This window comes from Rhizobium sp. 18065 (genome assembly GCF_902706095.1).
GTDB lineage: Bacteria > Pseudomonadota > Alphaproteobacteria > Rhizobiales > Rhizobiaceae > Allorhizobium.
The window spans coordinates 130242-144846 of sequence record NZ_CACSJP010000005.1; the positions used below are offsets into that span (position 1 = coordinate 130242).

20 protein-coding genes are annotated in these 14605 nt (G+C 59.9%); 10 read left to right on the forward strand and 10 right to left on the reverse strand.

From position 1 onward, the window contains the following. The first annotated feature begins 50 nt into the window (after positions 1–50). Positions 51–851, forward strand: coding sequence for a xanthine dehydrogenase accessory protein XdhC (gene xdhC, locus GVK95_RS13720; RefSeq protein WP_159950533.1), 801 nt, complete (start codon positions 51–53; stop codon positions 849–851). Positions 852–922: 71 nt separating this feature from the next. Here the strand turns inward: xdhC and GVK95_RS13725 are convergent, their stop codons facing one another. Then, on the reverse strand, positions 923–1153 hold the full coding sequence (locus tag GVK95_RS13725) for a hypothetical protein (RefSeq protein WP_159950535.1): 231 nt from the start codon (positions 1151–1153) through the stop codon (positions 923–925). Between the two features lie 110 nt (positions 1154–1263). Between GVK95_RS13725 and GVK95_RS13730 the strand changes: the two genes are divergently transcribed. Continuing rightward, positions 1264–2220, forward strand: coding sequence for a LysR substrate-binding domain-containing protein (locus tag GVK95_RS13730; protein WP_159950537.1), 957 nt, complete (start codon positions 1264–1266; stop codon positions 2218–2220). Here the strand turns inward: GVK95_RS13730 and GVK95_RS13735 are convergent. After that, positions 2196–2528, reverse strand: coding sequence for a hypothetical protein (locus GVK95_RS13735; RefSeq protein WP_009109769.1), 333 nt, complete (start codon positions 2526–2528; stop codon positions 2196–2198). The two genes, GVK95_RS13730 and GVK95_RS13735, sit on opposite strands and share 25 nt — an antisense overlap. 235 nt (positions 2529–2763) lie before the next feature. On the opposite strand from GVK95_RS13735, the gene puuD reads away from it, so the two are divergent. From puuD to GVK95_RS13770, 7 genes are all read left to right on the forward strand, one after another. Continuing rightward, positions 2764–3999 (forward strand): urate hydroxylase PuuD, encoded by a 1236-nt coding sequence (puuD, locus tag GVK95_RS13740; protein ID WP_159950539.1) that lies wholly within the window; start codon positions 2764–2766, stop codon positions 3997–3999. Beyond that, positions 3996–5309, forward strand: coding sequence for a guanine deaminase (gene guaD, locus GVK95_RS13745; protein WP_159950541.1), 1314 nt, complete (start codon positions 3996–3998; stop codon positions 5307–5309). The genes puuD and guaD overlap by 4 nt, the downstream gene beginning before the upstream one ends. A gap of 7 nt (positions 5310–5316) precedes the next feature. Further along, positions 5317–5736 carry a hypothetical protein gene (locus GVK95_RS13750; protein WP_159950543.1) on the forward strand — a complete coding sequence of 140 codons (420 nt, stop codon included), beginning with the start codon at positions 5317–5319 and terminating at the stop codon, positions 5734–5736. A gap of 27 nt (positions 5737–5763) precedes the next feature. Continuing rightward, positions 5764–6198 (forward strand): potassium channel family protein, encoded by a 435-nt coding sequence (locus GVK95_RS13755; protein ID WP_159950545.1) that lies wholly within the window; start codon positions 5764–5766, stop codon positions 6196–6198. 81 nt (positions 6199–6279) lie between these two features. Then, positions 6280–6864, forward strand: coding sequence for a TetR/AcrR family transcriptional regulator (locus GVK95_RS13760; RefSeq protein ID WP_159950547.1), 585 nt, complete (start codon positions 6280–6282; stop codon positions 6862–6864). 114 nt (positions 6865–6978) lie between these two features. Beyond that, positions 6979–7464: a hypothetical protein gene (locus GVK95_RS13765; RefSeq protein ID WP_159950549.1), complete on the forward strand. Its 486-nt coding sequence runs from the start codon at positions 6979–6981 to the stop codon at positions 7462–7464. Between the two features lie 132 nt (positions 7465–7596). Further along, positions 7597–8742 carry an alpha-hydroxy acid oxidase gene (locus GVK95_RS13770; RefSeq protein WP_159950551.1) on the forward strand — a complete coding sequence of 382 codons (1146 nt, stop codon included), beginning with the start codon at positions 7597–7599 and terminating at the stop codon, positions 8740–8742. 56 nt (positions 8743–8798) lie between these two features. Here the strand turns inward: GVK95_RS13770 and GVK95_RS13775 are convergent, their stop codons facing one another. The 6 genes from GVK95_RS13775 to GVK95_RS13800 all read right to left on the reverse strand — a co-directional run bounded on the left by GVK95_RS13775 (position 8799) and on the right by GVK95_RS13800 (position 12222). After that, positions 8799–9545, reverse strand: coding sequence for a metallophosphoesterase family protein (locus tag GVK95_RS13775; protein WP_159950553.1), 747 nt, complete (start codon positions 9543–9545; stop codon positions 8799–8801). Next, the gene (gene uraH / locus GVK95_RS13780; protein WP_159950554.1) at positions 9545–9901 is read right to left on the reverse strand and encodes a hydroxyisourate hydrolase; all 357 of its coding nucleotides are present in this window, start codon (positions 9899–9901) and stop codon (positions 9545–9547) included. Before uraH ends, GVK95_RS13775 begins: the two co-directional genes overlap by 1 nt. Next, positions 9898–10419, reverse strand: a complete 522-nt coding sequence (locus tag GVK95_RS13785) for an ureidoglycolate lyase (protein WP_159950996.1) — start codon at positions 10417–10419, stop codon at positions 9898–9900. The genes uraH and GVK95_RS13785 overlap by 4 nt, the downstream gene beginning before the upstream one ends. Next, positions 10403–10768: a HepT-like ribonuclease domain-containing protein gene (locus tag GVK95_RS13790; protein ID WP_159950555.1), complete on the reverse strand. Its 366-nt coding sequence runs from the start codon at positions 10766–10768 to the stop codon at positions 10403–10405. The genes GVK95_RS13785 and GVK95_RS13790 overlap by 17 nt, the downstream gene beginning before the upstream one ends. Beyond that, positions 10765–11055 (reverse strand): nucleotidyltransferase family protein, encoded by a 291-nt coding sequence (locus GVK95_RS13795; RefSeq protein WP_159950556.1) that lies wholly within the window; start codon positions 11053–11055, stop codon positions 10765–10767. The genes GVK95_RS13790 and GVK95_RS13795 overlap by 4 nt, the downstream gene beginning before the upstream one ends. A 132-nt stretch (positions 11056–11187) precedes the next feature. Further along, entirely contained in the window at positions 11188–12222 is a 1035-nt protein-coding gene (locus GVK95_RS13800) for a glutamine synthetase beta-grasp domain-containing protein (RefSeq protein WP_159950557.1), read from the reverse strand. A 403-nt stretch (positions 12223–12625) separates the two neighbouring features. Between GVK95_RS13800 and GVK95_RS13805 the strand changes: the two genes are divergently transcribed. Next, on the forward strand, positions 12626–12805 hold the full coding sequence (locus GVK95_RS13805; protein WP_159950558.1) for a DUF2735 domain-containing protein: 180 nt from the start codon (positions 12626–12628) through the stop codon (positions 12803–12805). A 106-nt stretch (positions 12806–12911) separates the two neighbouring features. Here GVK95_RS13805 and alc read toward each other — a convergent pair whose 3' ends face one another. Both alc and uraD read right to left on the reverse strand, forming a co-directional pair. After that, entirely contained in the window at positions 12912–13934 is a 1023-nt protein-coding gene (gene alc, locus GVK95_RS13810; protein WP_159950559.1) for an allantoicase, read from the reverse strand. Between the two features lies 1 nt (position 13935). Then, on the reverse strand, positions 13936–14433 hold the full coding sequence (gene uraD / locus GVK95_RS13815; protein WP_159950560.1) for a 2-oxo-4-hydroxy-4-carboxy-5-ureidoimidazoline decarboxylase: 498 nt from the start codon (positions 14431–14433) through the stop codon (positions 13936–13938). Between the last annotated feature and the right edge of the window lie 172 nt (positions 14434–14605).

Here is a 14605-nt window from a genome sequence, read left to right on the forward strand (position 1 = left end):
TCCCCCCTTGAGGGGGAGATGTCCGGCAGGACAGAGGGGGGTATCTCACAGTGACATACACAGTCACCCCCGCCAGTTTCCTCGCCCGCCATGCCGCCGTGGTCCTCGTTGACGTGATCGATGCCAAAGGCTCGACCCCGCGCGATGCAGGCGCCTTCATGCTGGTGGCGGAGGCAGTGGTCTTCGGCACGATCGGCGGCGGCCATCTGGAATTTCTGGCGATCGAAAAGGCCCGGACCATGCTCGGCACCGGCGAACGGCAGGCCGAGCTCGATGTGCCGCTCGGCCCGGAGATCGGCCAATGCTGCGGTGGTCGCGTCAAGCTGGCGCTGAACTGCCTGACCGACGAAAGCAGAGCCGCCTTTGTCGCCGAACAAGCCGCCGCCCACCATCGCCTCACCCAGATCCATCTCTATGGCGCCGGCCATGTCGGCCTGGCGCTTGCGGCCGCTCTCGCGCCGCTGCCTTTCAATGTGACGCTGATCGATACCCGCGCCGACATCGACGGACAGGTGCCCGACGGCATCGCCTTTCGCCGTGTCGCGATGCCCGAGGCCGAAATCGCCACCCTTGCCGATGGCGGAGCAGTGATCATCCTGACCCATGACCATGCCCTCGATTTTCTGATCGCAAAAGAAGCGCTTGCCCGTCCCGATCTGCGCTATATCGGCATGATCGGTTCGGCGACCAAGCGCGCCACCTTCTCCCGCTGGCTGGCCCGCGAGGATGCAGCCGGCGCAGACATCGGGCGCCTGATCCTGCCGATCGGCGGCACCTCCGTCAGGGACAAGCGACCGCAGGTGATTGCAGCCATGGTGGCCGCCGAATTGCTGTCGACCCTGCTTGGCTGAATCATCACATCAAGCGCTCGAATCACAATCAGAACGTTTCCCGTCAAACCACTGAATATACTGACATTACATCACAACGGTCCGGTCCTGATCGTATCGACCAGGCGACGATTTCCCGACCAGAAGGCCTTTGAACGGTTCCTTGACGGCCGCCCCTCCTCCAGGCCGATATCTTGCCGCAGGGCCTCCGGCAGGCTGTCGACCGCCATATGATCGGTTGCCAGAATTCGGCGCAGCACCCGCCGCAAGCCGGAAAAAGATGGGCTGACGAACAGCCATTGGGACCTGATTATCGATGTCATCCTTGCCTCCACACACCGTTGCATTCACGGCTGCATTGGGTGCAGAATGGTGGCGATTACAGCGCAGATCCAATTCAATTCCGGCGCCTTCCCATAAAGAAAGCTTATCCATGAAACTGTCGAAGCAGTTCCCGCTCAATGCCCTGCGCGTCTTCGAGGCGGTTGGCCGGCTGGGCAGCTTTACCCGTGCCGGGGAAGAACTCGGCATGACCCAGACGGCAGTCAGCTACCAGATCAAACTGCTGGAGGACAATATCGGCGAGATGCTGTTCCTGCGCAAACCGCGGCAGATCGAATTGACCGACACCGGCGCCAGACTGCTGCCCAAGGTCAGCGAGGCATTCGGCTTGATGGTCGACGCGGTCGCATCGGCCCGCCACGCCTCGGGCGAAACGCTGGAGATCCACTCGATCCCGACCTTCGCCACCCAATGGCTGGCAAAACATCTGGGATCGTTTCAACTCGACCATTCGAACATTGCCGTTCGCCTGCTGCGGGTCAACAAGATCACCGATTTCGCTCGCGATGGCGCCGATATCGCGATCCGTTGGGGTGACGGGCCATGGCCGGGCCTTGTCAGTCACCAGCTGATCCGCGCGACGTTCACGCCCATGCTCAGCCCGAAGCTGGCCGACAGCATCGGCGGCGTCCACCAGCCGTCAGACCTGATGAAATTGCCGATCATCAGCCCGGATGATCATTGGTGGAAAGAATGGTTCAGCGCAGCGGGCGTCCAGAACCTTGCACTCAAGGGCAACAGCATGAACACGTTCGAGGCGCAGGATCTGGAAGCGAGCGCTGCGATCGCCGGACAGGGCGTGGCCATTATCAGCCCCTTCTTCTTCCGTGAGGAACTGGCCTCGGGCCGCCTGCTTCAACCTTTTCCGCTCGCCTGCGCGGCACACGCTCCCATCTGGATGGTCTATCCGCACGCTCGGCGCAACGCACCCAAGATCCGCGCTTTTCAGGCCTGGATCGACAAAGCTCTGGCCAGTGACGAGATGGCCGCAACGCTGGCGCCGCCGCTGCCTATACCAGAGCTTCAGAACGACATGTCCGGCGCGTAAAAGCAGCGCGGCGTATTTTCGTCGGGAAACAGGCACAGGTGATATTCGCTGTCCTCCGAGCGTCGTGTCGTGGTTTGCGGAAAGTTGAACACATGCTGGCGCGTGACCAGCCTGTGGTCTCCCGGCGTCAGCGTCAGCTGATAGCCGTCCTTGATCACCTTGACGCTTTGCGAGGGGATCATCTGGCAATCGCCAGTATGCTCGTTGCCATTGCAGCAGAAGGCGTCGTAGCTCCAACCGCTCTTTGAATCATGGGCATGAACGCAAGACGCATACGCAACCAGAATACCTGTCAGGATACTGCGCATCAGCTGATCTCCAGTTGGGGAAAAGCCGCCGGTTCGACGCGAACCACCCGTTCCGGCGGCATCACGAACAGAACGTAACAGAATCGTCATATTAGGACCAATGCAGGAAATAACAGGTGGCATTTGGTGCGCCGCACAAAAGCCCTGCACAAAATACCTTCGGGCTCTCCTGCGCCCTTTCCTTCATCCCAAAGTTTTTGCAAGGTATCTCGTTCGGGGAAGAAAGGGACTTCGCATGTATGAATTCGCCATCGCCTGGGAATGGCTGTCGTTTGCGGTGCGCTGGCTGCATGTGATCACCGCCATCGCCTGGATCGGCTCGTCCTTCTATTTCATCGCGCTCGATCTCGGCCTGGTGAAGCGCGCCGGCTTTCCGCCCGGCGTCAGCGGCGAGGAATGGCAGGTACATGGCGGCGGCTTTTACCATGTGCAGAAATACCTGGTCGCACCGGCCTCGATGCCGGAGCATCTGACCTGGTTCAAATGGGAAAGCTACGCCACCTGGTTGTCGGGTTTCGCGCTGCTCTGCGTTGTCTACTATGGCGGCGCAGACCTCTTCCTCATCGACCGCACCGTGCTCGACATCGAACCATGGCAGGCGATCTGTCTGTCGCTCGCCTCGCTCGGCGTCGGCTGGGTCTGCTACGACCTGCTCTGCAAGTCACCGCTCGGCAAGAACACCTGGGGCCTGATGGTCTTGCTCTATATCGTGCTGATCGCCATGGCCTGGGGCTATACCCAGATCTTTACCGGCCGCGCCGCCTTCCTGCATCTCGGCGCCTTCACCGCGACGATCATGTCGGCCAATGTCTTCATGATCATCATCCCGAACCAGAAGATCGTCGTCGCCGACCTGCTCGCCGGCCGCACCCCGAATGCCAAATACGGCATGATTGCCAAGCAGCGCTCGCTGCACAACAACTACCTGACCCTGCCGGTCATCTTCTTCATGCTGTCGAACCACTATCCGCTGGCCTTCGCCACCCAGTTCAACTGGATCATCGCCGCCCTGGTCTTCCTGATGGGCGTCACCATCCGCCACTGGTTCAACACCACCCATGCCCGTAAAGGCCAGCCGACCTGGACCTGGCTGGTCACTGTGCTGATCTTCATCGTCATCATCTGGCTGTCGACCGTACCGAAGGTGCTGACCGGCGAAACCGAGGTTTCGTTATCGGCGCGCGAAGAGAGTTTTGTCGAAAACGTGCATTTCACCGCGGTCCGCGATGTCGTACAGAGCCGCTGCTCCATGTGCCACGCGACTGAGCCCGTCTGGGAAGGCGTCGTGCGGGCACCCAAGAGCGTCAAACTCGAGACGGACGGCGAGATCGCGGCCCATGCGCGCGAAATTTACATCCAGGCCGGCCGCAGCCATGCCATGCCGCCTGGCAACATCACCGACCTTTCGAACGAGGAGCGCGCCCTGCTGGTCGCCTGGTTCGAGACTGCGGTCGAAGGCAAGACGAAATGACTGAAACACTGATCCGCGGCCGCCTCCTCTCCTTTCGCCGTGCCCCTGCGCATGCCGCCGATAGCGAGAGTTATCTCTATGAAGGCGACGGCGCGGTACTGGTCAGAGACGGCCTGATTACCGCCATCGGCAACTATGCGGATGTCCGGGAAAAGTCTGCAGTGGACGCAACAGAGATCGACCACCGCCCGCATCTCATCCTGCCCGGACTGATCGACTGCCACGTGCATTTCCCTCAGATGCAGGTCATCGCCTCCTATGCCGCCAACCTGCTGGAGTGGCTGAACACCTACACCTTCCCCGAGGAATGCCGGTTTGTCGAAAGCGCCCATGCTCAGCGCATCGCCACCCATTTCTTCGACGAGTTTCTGCGCAACGGCACGACGACTGCCGTTGCCTATTGCTCGGTGCACAAGGCATCCGCCGACGCCTTCTTCGCAGAAAGCCTGCGCCGCGGCACGCTGATGATCGGCGGCAAGGTGATGATGGACCGCAACGCCCCGCAGGGCCTGCTCGACACGCCGCAGCTCGGATACGACGAGACCCGCGCCGTGATCGAAGACTGGCATGGCCGCGGCCGCAACCATGTCGCCATCACCCCCCGCTTCGCCATCACCTCGACGCCGCAGCAGATGGCTATGACACAGAAGCTGGCGGAGGAATTCCCCGACCTGCATATCCAGACGCATCTGTCGGAAAACCGCGAGGAAATCGACTTCACCTGCTCGCTTTATCCGGATGCGACCGACTATACCGACATCTATGCCCGCTACGGCCTGCTGCGCAAAAAGGCACTGTTCGGCCACGCCATTCATCTCTCCGAGCGCGAGGCCGACGCCATGGCCGACAGCGGCGCGGTCGCGGTCCATTGCCCGACCTCCAACCTCTTCCTCGGGTCGGGCCTGTTTCCGCTTAAGGCGATCCAGCGCCGTGAAAAGCCGGTGACCGTCGCGGTTGCCACCGATATCGGCGGCGGCTCGAGCTATTCCATGCTGAAGACCATGGATGAGGCCTACAAGATCCAGCAATTGCTCGGCGAACGGCTGAACCCGCTCGAAAGTTTCTATCACATGACGCTCGGCAACGCCGTCGCCCTCGACCTAGCCGGCCGCATCGGCACGCTGGATCCGGGCACCGACGCCGACCTCGTCATTCTTAACGCAGCCGCAACGCCCGCCATGCGGCTGCGCATGGAAACGATCACCTCGCTCAGCGAGGAACTGTTCCTGTTGCAGACGCTGGGCGATGACCGTTCGGTGGTCGAAACCTATGTGGCCGGCAAGCCGTCGAAGCCCGGGGCGGCGGCGTGAGGATCAGATGAGCGAAAGCGGCTATTCTGGCACCCCTCTTCCGAAGAAGCTCGGATTGAAGCCGGACTTGGCCACCCTCTTCGTCAGCCTGCCCGACAACCTCGCCTATCTTACAGCCGAGTTGTCCGACGCCCGCTATGTCGTCGGTCTCGATCAGGCAGCAGGCACAGGCCTCGACTATCTGCACGTCTTCGAGACGGACCGGGCGAGGCTCGAAGGCCATGCCGGGCAACTGAAGGCGATGCTGAAGCCGACCGGCATGCTGTGGATCTCCTGGCCGAAAAAGGCCTCGAAAGTCCCGACCACCATCACCGAGGACGTGCTACGCACCATCTTCCTGCCGATCGGCCTGGTCGATGTGAAGGTCTGCGCGCTGACCGAGATCTGGTCCGGACTGAAATTCGTGCTACGCAAGGAACTGCGCTGAAAACCGCAAACAGCCGGAGGACCCTGCATGCTGGCCATCAACCTCGCGCTTGGAACGCTGATGATCTCGCTGACGGTGGTGATCCACACGATCGGGCTGATCGCGGTGACCCACGCGATGAGCTTTGTCACCGATCGCATCCGCCTGCATGGCCATCGCAACCGCATACTTGCCATGAACACCGTGGTTATTGGCGTCTTCTGTGTCCTGACCGCCGAGGTCTGGCTCTGGGCCGCAAGCTTCACTCTGATCGGCGTCGTCGATGATTTCGAGACGGCGCTTTATTTCTCCACCACCACATTCTCCACCGTCGGCTTTGGCGATGTGGTGCCGCATCCGGAATGGCGCATGCTGGCAGCACTTGAAGGCGTCAACGGCTTCCTGCTGATCGGCTGGTCGACCGCCTACCTGATCGCCGCCGGCATCCGCGTCGGGCCGTTCCGTTCGGGCGAACATTTCTGAGAAAACCGCCAGACTTCAGGCCTCGCCAAGTCGCGGGCGCCGCAGCTTGACAATTTACCTACTAGTTGGTAGGCAAGTGTCATGAGCAATCTTGCAAGCACCTCGGACCAAATTCTGCAGTGTGCCCGCACGCTGATCATCGCTGGCGGCTATAACGGGTTCAGCTATGCCGACATCGCCAAGGTCGTCGGCATTCGCAATGCCAGCATCCATCATCATTTCCCGAGCAAGGCCGACCTGGTGCGTTCGCTTGTGGAACGCTATCGGCAGGACGCCGAGGCAGGCCTGGTGAAGCTGGAAAACAGTGTCGCGGATCCGCTGGAGCAATTGCGGGCCTATCTCGGCTATTGGGAAGCCTGCATTCTGGACAATACAGCCCCCTTCTGCGTCTGCGCACTGCTGGCAGGCGAAGCACCGCTTTTGCCGGACGAGGTTCACCATGAGGTGAAGGCGCATTTCCGCACCCTGGCGGCCTGGTTGACGCGCGCCATGCAGCGCGGCGCAGCGCAAAACGTTCTCGTCCTGAGTGCTTCGCCTGAGGCCGAGGCGGAAGCCTTTCTTGCCACCGTTCATGGGGCCATGCTGTCCGCACGCGCCTATGGCAGTCCGGAGGTTTTCAGCACTGTAAAGGGGGCACTCCTACAACGCCTTTCAGGCAAAGCCTGAACGTGCTCGAGGCAAGCATTCTTCTCGCCAAGAACCTACCAATCAGTAGATAGATTAAATCGGAAGCCGCTGATGCTCCCTTGTGGAGAAGCGACACACACAAAGGAAATGCACATGTTCGGAATCTCGCCCCTCGGATGGCTGCATACGCTCGGCAGCTTGCCGGCCATTCCCCTGGCCATCTACATGTTCGCCCGCCATGGACGCATCGCTCCCCGCACCACAGCGGGTAAGCTATATTTCATCTTCATGCTGATCGGCTCCCTGACCGTGTTCGTCGTTGCGCATCAGGCGGCCAGCCCGATCATTGGTGCGGTCACGCTGTGTCTCCTGGTTGCCGGCTATGCGGTCGGCCATGTGACGGCCTTGGGAAGAGCGGCGCGTTATCTGGAAACGATATTCCTGAGCCTGACGGCATTCCTGCTGATGGTCCCCGCCGTCAGCGAAACCCTGCGTCGCGTCCCCGACGGCCACCCCATCGTCACGGACCTGAATTCGCCCATCCTGCTGGGCGCCCAGGCGGCCCTAGCCGTGCTCTTGGTCGTCGGACTGACCGTTCAGATGATTTGCTTGCGCCGCGAGCGTTCACGACCCGTCTGAGTTCACCGGCCACTGAAAGCAGGGCTCCACGCAGACAGGTAAAATTATTTTACCTGTCTGCGTGGAGCCCTGTTCACAGCCGCCCCTTTGCCATGATATGGCGGAACCGGGAACATTCCGGAGAACCAGAGCATGGCACCGATCCTCGAAATTGCCGACCTGAAGAAGCTGGCGCGCAAACGCGTGCCAAAACTCTTCTTCGATTATGCCGACAGCGGCTCCTATACAGAATCGACCTATCGGGCGAACGAGAGCGACTATCAGCGCATCAAGCTGCGCCAGCGCGTGCTGGTCGACATGAGCAATCGCTCGCTTGAAACGACGATGATCGGCGAAAAGGTGACGATGCCGGTAGCCCTCTCGCCGACGGGTCTGACCGGCATGCAGCATGCCGACGGCGAAATGCTGGCGGCCCAGGCAGCGGAAGAATTCGGCGTGCCGTTCACGCTGTCGACCATGAGCATCTGCTCGATCGAGGACGTTGCCTCGGTTACCAGGCGTCCCTTCTGGTTCCAGCTTTATGTCATGCGCGACCGCGATTTCGTCCTGAACCTGATCGAGCGCGCCCGCGCCGCCAGATGCTCCGCACTCGTCCTGACCGCCGATCTGCAGCTTCTCGGCCAGCGTCACAAGGATATCCGCAACAGCCTGTCGGCGCCGCCGAAGCTGACGCCGAAACATCTGTTCCAGATGGCCATGCGGCCACGCTGGTGCTGGGACATGCTGCACACCCAACGCCGCACTTTCCGCAACATCCATGGCCATGCCAAGAACGTCTCCGACCTGGCATCGCTCGGCGCCTGGACGAACGAGCAGTTCGACCCCAAGCTTTCCTGGGACGATGTCGCCTGGATCAAGGAGCGTTGGGGCGGTAAGTTGATCATCAAGGGCATACTGGATGTCGAAGACGCACAGATGGCGGCAAAGACCGGTGCGGATGCCATCATCGTCTCCAATCACGGTGGACGCCAGCTCGACGGTGCCCATTCCTCGATCGCCATGCTGCCGCGGATCGTCGATGCGGTCGGCGATCAGATCGAAGTGCATCTCGATGGCGGCATCCGCTCGGGCCAGGACGTGCTGAAGGCGATCGCGCTCGGCGCCAAGGGTACCTATATCGGCCGGCCGTTTCTCTACGGCCTGGGCGCCATGGGCAAGCAGGGTGTCACCAAGGCCCTGGAAATCATCCAGAAGGAAATGGATGTCACCATGGCACTCTGCGGCAAGCGTCAACTCGCCGACATCGACGGCAGCATTATCGCGGAAAATCCGTTCTGAATGTCCCGCGCTACCTGAACTGAAAAAGGCGCCGGTTGGCCTGGCGCCTTGACGGATCAATCCAGCCAACCGCCCGCCAGGGCCGCCGACCAATCGGCACGCCCTTTTTCGGCTGAAAGTCGCGACATCGCCATGTTGTCGTAGGGTACCAGTCGGAAACTGACCGACCAGCCTCCCGCCGCCTTCTCCAAAATAGCGTAGGACGCCAGCGGCGTGCCCGTCTCGACCTTGTGAAAATACGGCGTGTCGTCGTCATATCCCGGGCCGCCGACGCTACCGGGATTGATAATCAACCGCCCATCCGTCAACCGCACCGCCCGGGGAATATGAGAATGGCCGCAGAGAATAAGCGGCTGACGCACACCCTCGGCAAAAGCCTCGATCTCGGCTTTCGGTCGCAGATGCACAAGGCCTTGCTCGCTCACCGCTTCAAGCCAGTAGACATTGTCACTCGTCGGCGTCGCATGACAAAGAAAGATCTCGTCGCGAAAGACGCGCGAGAACGGCAGCTCTCGCAACCATTCGAGGTGCTCAGGAGAGAGCTGCGCATAGGCATCCGCTTCCCAGCTATGCATGTCGCCGGCCGCATGCTCGATAAGATACCTGTCGTGGTTGCCTCGAACTGTAGCCAGCCCTAGCCCGACCAGAAGGTCGGCCGTGCCCCCTGCATCAAGCGGTCCAGACAGGCTGTCGCCGAGATTGACGATATCGCCCGTTTCGATGCCTTGCGACGCAATATCGGCAAGAACGGCTTCAAGGGCGAGACAGTTGCCGTGCACGTCGGCGATTGCTGCAAAACGCATCAGCTTCCCCGATAAGTCGAATAACCATATGGCGAAAGCAGCAGCGGCACATGATAATGCGCGGTCGTATCGGATATGCCGAAACGGATCGGTATCACATCCAGAAACAGCGGATCGGCCAGGGCAAAGCCTCTGGCTTTCAAATAATCGCCGGCATGAAACAACAGCTCATATTGCCCCACCTGGAACTCGTCTCCCGTCAGAATAGGCCCGCCATCCACCCGCCCGTCATCATTGGTGAACACGGTTTTCACCAGTTCTGCCTCATCGCCGCCCATGCGCATCAGGTGGATTTTCATTCCCTGGGCAGGTTTGCCAAGCGCAGTGTCGAGCACATGGGTGGTAAGGCCGGTCATGGGCGGGGCTCCAGAATCACAAACGGATGGGCGAAGAAATACTCTTCGAGATTGTTTCCCGGCCCGTCTCGATCGGCAACCAGAAAATCGCTGCTTTCACCGATTGCCATCAACGGATGGTGCCAGACATTGCGGTGATAGTTCACGCCCTGATGGGCTTGCGCATGAAAAAGCAGCGGCCGCCCGGGAACACCGCCTTCATCCGGCGACACCGCCACCAGGAATGGCCGGCCCGACAGCGGCATGAAACTCTGGCTGCCCAGCGGATGCCGCTCCATCATGCCGAGTGCATAGGGAAAGGCGCGCGGCTGGCCGCGAAAAATGTTGAGGATCACCCGCGCGCCCTCGCCGCTGACCTCGGGGGCAGACAGCGCATGAAAACGCTCGGTCGTGCCGCCATTGATAAGGCGCATGCTGGAAGGACTGGCTTCGATCACGTCGCCGAATGGCCCGAATGCGTCGGGCGTCAGCGGCTGGATGGTAAGGATATTGGGCAAGAACTCATTCTCCTTGCATATGCCGTGAGCGCAACTGACTGATCAGATCAACCAGAACAGGTAGCTCGTTTTTCAGTGTGCGCCAAACCACCGGCATATCGAGTTCATTGTAGTCATGAGCAATAAGGTTTCGCATGCCCCGGATTTTTGCCCAAGCGATCTCGGGATGATCTGCGACAAATTCCGGAAATCTGGAGCTTATTCGGGTCGCGGCTTCACCGATCAGCACGAACGCCATCGCAACAGCCATTTGGGTCTTCGTATCTCGTTCAAAAGCGGCAGGTTGGAGATCCTTGGTAAAATCGATCGCCTGCGTGGCAGCGCTTTGCATTCGATTAAGATAGTCAAGAAGTCGGTCGATCTCGCTCATATGGCTATTGCTTCGGCGAAAATGCGTTCCTTCATGCGCAAAGGAATGGCTGCGGGTGTAACGACATCCACCTTGCAGCCCAAAAGAACCTGCAGTTCCTCTAAAAGCCCCCCAAGATCGAAAAGGGTCGTACCCGGAAGTGGATCGACCAAAATATCAATGTCGCTGCCCGGCTGGTCTTCGCCGCGAGCAACCGAGCCAAAAACGCGCGGGTTCGCTGCGTTGTTACGCTTCGTCGCCTCGCGGATCGCTACCCTGTTCTTCTCCAGCATTTCGGACGGTCGCATAGTTCATGCCTCCAAGCCCACAGTATAGGTGAAACGTCCCGGCCTAGAAAGCGTCACCTTGCACCCCTGCCGGAAACGAAAACAGCGCCGGCGAAGATCGCCGGCGCTGTCTCATTCACGAACCGAAACGAATCAGGCAGCAGCCGAAGCAGCCAGCGGAACTTCAGCGATCGTTGCCAGAACGCGCGACGCGATCTGGTACGGGCAACCCTGGCTGTTCGGACGACGGTCTTCGAGGTAGCCCTTGTAGCCGTTGTTGGCGAAAGAGTGCGGAACGCGGATCGAAGCGCCACGGTCGGCGATACCGTAGGAGAACTTGTTCCACGGAGCGGTCTCGTGCTTGCCGGTCAGACGCAGGTGGTTGTCCGGGCCGTAGACGTCGATATGCTCTTTCCAGTTCTTGGCGAAAGCAGCCATGAGGGCTTCGAAATATTCCTTGCCGCCCACTTCGCGCATGAACTTGGTCGAGAAGTTGCAGTGCATGCCCGAGCCGTTCCAGTCGGTGTCGCCGAGCGGCTTGCAATGGAACTCGACATCGACGCCGTACTTTTCGCACAAACGAAGCAGCAGGTAGCGAGCGATCCAGATTTCGTCGGCGGCGCGCTTGGAGCCCTTGCCGAAAACCTGGAATTCCCACTGGCCCTTAGCCACTTCGGCATTGATGCCTTCGTGGTTGATGCCGGCTTCGAGGCAAAGGTCGAGATGTTCTTCGACGATTTCGCGGGCGATTTCGCCAACATTCTTGTAGCCGACGCCGGTGTAGTACGGGCCCTGCGGAGCCGGGAAGCCGTTTTCCGGGAAGCCGAGCGGGCGGCCGTCCTGGTAGAGGAAATATTCCTGTTCGAAGCCGAACCAAGTGCCTTCGTCGTCGAGAATCGTCGCACGGCTGTTGGTCGAGTGCGGGGTAACGCCATCCGGCATCATGACTTCGCACATGACCAGCGCACCGTTGGTGCGGGCCGGATCGGGGTAGATTGCGACCGGCTTCAGAACGCAGTCGGAGCTATGGCCTTCGGCCTGCATCGTCGACGAGCCATCGAAGCCCCACAGCGGCAGCTGTTCCAGGGTCGGAAATTCGTTGAATTCCTTGATCTGCGTTTTGCCACGCAGGTTCGGCACCGGCTTGTAGCCATCGAGCCAGATATACTCGAGCTTGAACTTCGTCATTGATCGTCTCTCTTCAGTCAAGCGCTCGCCAAAGAGCGCATACAGAGGGGGTGATTCTCCGGCTGGCCGGCGAGTCGGTAAGATAAAAGCAGGAAGCGTGCCAACTTGCCTCGCACGCCACCCAGCTGATGCATTTTGCCGCAGATGCGCGTCAAATCGGCAACCAAAACAGATCATTCTTTAACAGTTAACCCTCAATCTATCGGAACCTGACGGGCTCACACAGAGTTCCGACGAGACGTGGTTGCGATGACAGCAAATGATGATTTGTCGGCCACTCAAAAAAATGCGCAATTAATGCCTATAAATTATGCAAATTGCACTTTTCATGTGCATATCAGTTTGAACTGTGATAGCAGGGGTTTATCGAGACCAACACTCGGTGGAAACGAGAGGCAGTAGCATGACAACGAACATGGTTCGGGAATCGGCGAAGATCTACGAATTCCCGGTGCGGAACCTGCAAAGGCTTGAGGAAATGCGTCTGCGTGCCGCTGCAAAGCCCGTGATCTATGAGAGCGGTGCGGCAAGCTGGTACCACGAAGAAGCGATCCGCGAGGCTGAAGAGGCACGCAAGCAATAGGCATGGCGTAAAAGCGCCGAAGGCCGCGCGTCAGACGAGCGGCCCTTCTGTGTGTGTGTACTTGAAAGCGGGCCCTTGGCCCGCTTTGTCGTTTCAAAGCCGGAGTTCAGGCCTTCTTGCCCAACAGCCGCAGCCGCATGATGCCGCCGTCCGGATGCATGGCGATGCGCACATGGGTTACCGGGCCGATCCTGGCAACCTGCTCGCCCTCATAGAAATGTTCGGCATCCATTTGCATCTTCTGCCGCGCAACAATCGGCTTCCAGCTTTCCGACGCCGCGATTTCAGCGTCGCTGAAAACATCGCCTGCTTCGGGCAAGTAAGCACCGAGCAGCTCACAGGTGTCCGGATAATTACCCTTATAGAAATGCGTGTCGATCAGCACGCGATTGATCTCGCCGGCATGGCCAAGCCGGATGATCGCCCAGTCATGGCCGGGACCACGGCGGCGCTTGGTTTCCCAGCCATCGCCCATATTGTTGCCGCGACCGGGCTCCAGCGTCTTGTCCGGATGGCCGTAATGCGCATCCGACCAAGCCAGCGACTTGGCGCCGTGGAAGACATAGGCGAGATCGATCTCCTGATCGGCCGCCACCTTGGACCAGTCGAAATGGGCAGCGCCATAGACGCGCAGGCGCGCCACACCGCCATCGGGATAGATATGCAGGCGAAGATGCGTCCAGACCTTGGACGTATCGGCATTGGTGAAGAAGTGCTGCGCGGACGGGCCAAGCGGCGATTTTGCCAGAACCTCGGTCCAGACCGTGGCATCCGTCGGATCGCCAGCCTCGACATGGGCCACCTCGATTGAGGCAAACGGCGGATAATTGCCGGTGAAGAAGCGTGTATCGACATCGAAGCCGAAGACACGCCCCGGCATCGCAAGACGCACGATCGCCCAGTCATGGCCGGGCACGCGCTTGCGCCGGCTTTCCCAGCCGTCCATGTATTTGCCGTTGTCGTCATAGAGGTTCGGATCGAACTCCGCCGGCACATCGTTCAGCATGCGCTCCAGCGGCGCGAAAAATTCGTCGGAAACGGCAACACCCTTGGCGCCGAGCCGCGCCGATGCGAGGTTCACGGCACCGGCTGCAAAATCGGGCAAGGCGATGGAAGAGATTTCGGGCATGTCAGCTATTCTCCGGTAGAAGGCTTTCAAGGCGAAGTCGGGCAATCTTCTCGACCTGCAGGCAGGCCGTGTCGAGTTCCTGTTCGCGGCTGTTGTCGATCCGCTTTTCGAACGCGGCGAGGATATCGTCCTTGCTCAGTCCCTTCACCGCAACGATGAAGGGAAAGCCGAATTTCTCCGTGTAGGCCGCATTGAGCGTGACAAAGTGCTGATACTCATCCGGGCTCAACCGGTCCAGCCCTGCCCCCGCCTGCTCATTGCGGCTGTCTTCGGTCAGGTCGCCGGCAATCGCCAGCTTGCCGGCGAGATCTGGATGGGCGCGCAGTACGCCGAGCCGTTCGTCCGCGCTCGCGGTGCGGAACATCGCCGCCATTCCGTCATGCACATCGACGGCCGACAGCGGCTCGGCGATAAAACCGGCGTCGAAGGCGCGCTCGGCAATGAATGGCGAATGCTCGAACACGCCACCGAAGCGCACAACGAATTCCGCTCTGTCCATATGTAACCCCGTTTCCTGATGCTGATGCCCGGAATCATGCCCGAAGCGTCGAGAGGTCTGCGATCACGACTGAACCGCCGCATCACATTTGGCGACAAGGATTAGCGAAGCCCCGACAGCTTGTCGAGCTTTGCAAAAAGACAAGCACTTTCATCGAAATCATAAGGGCCGA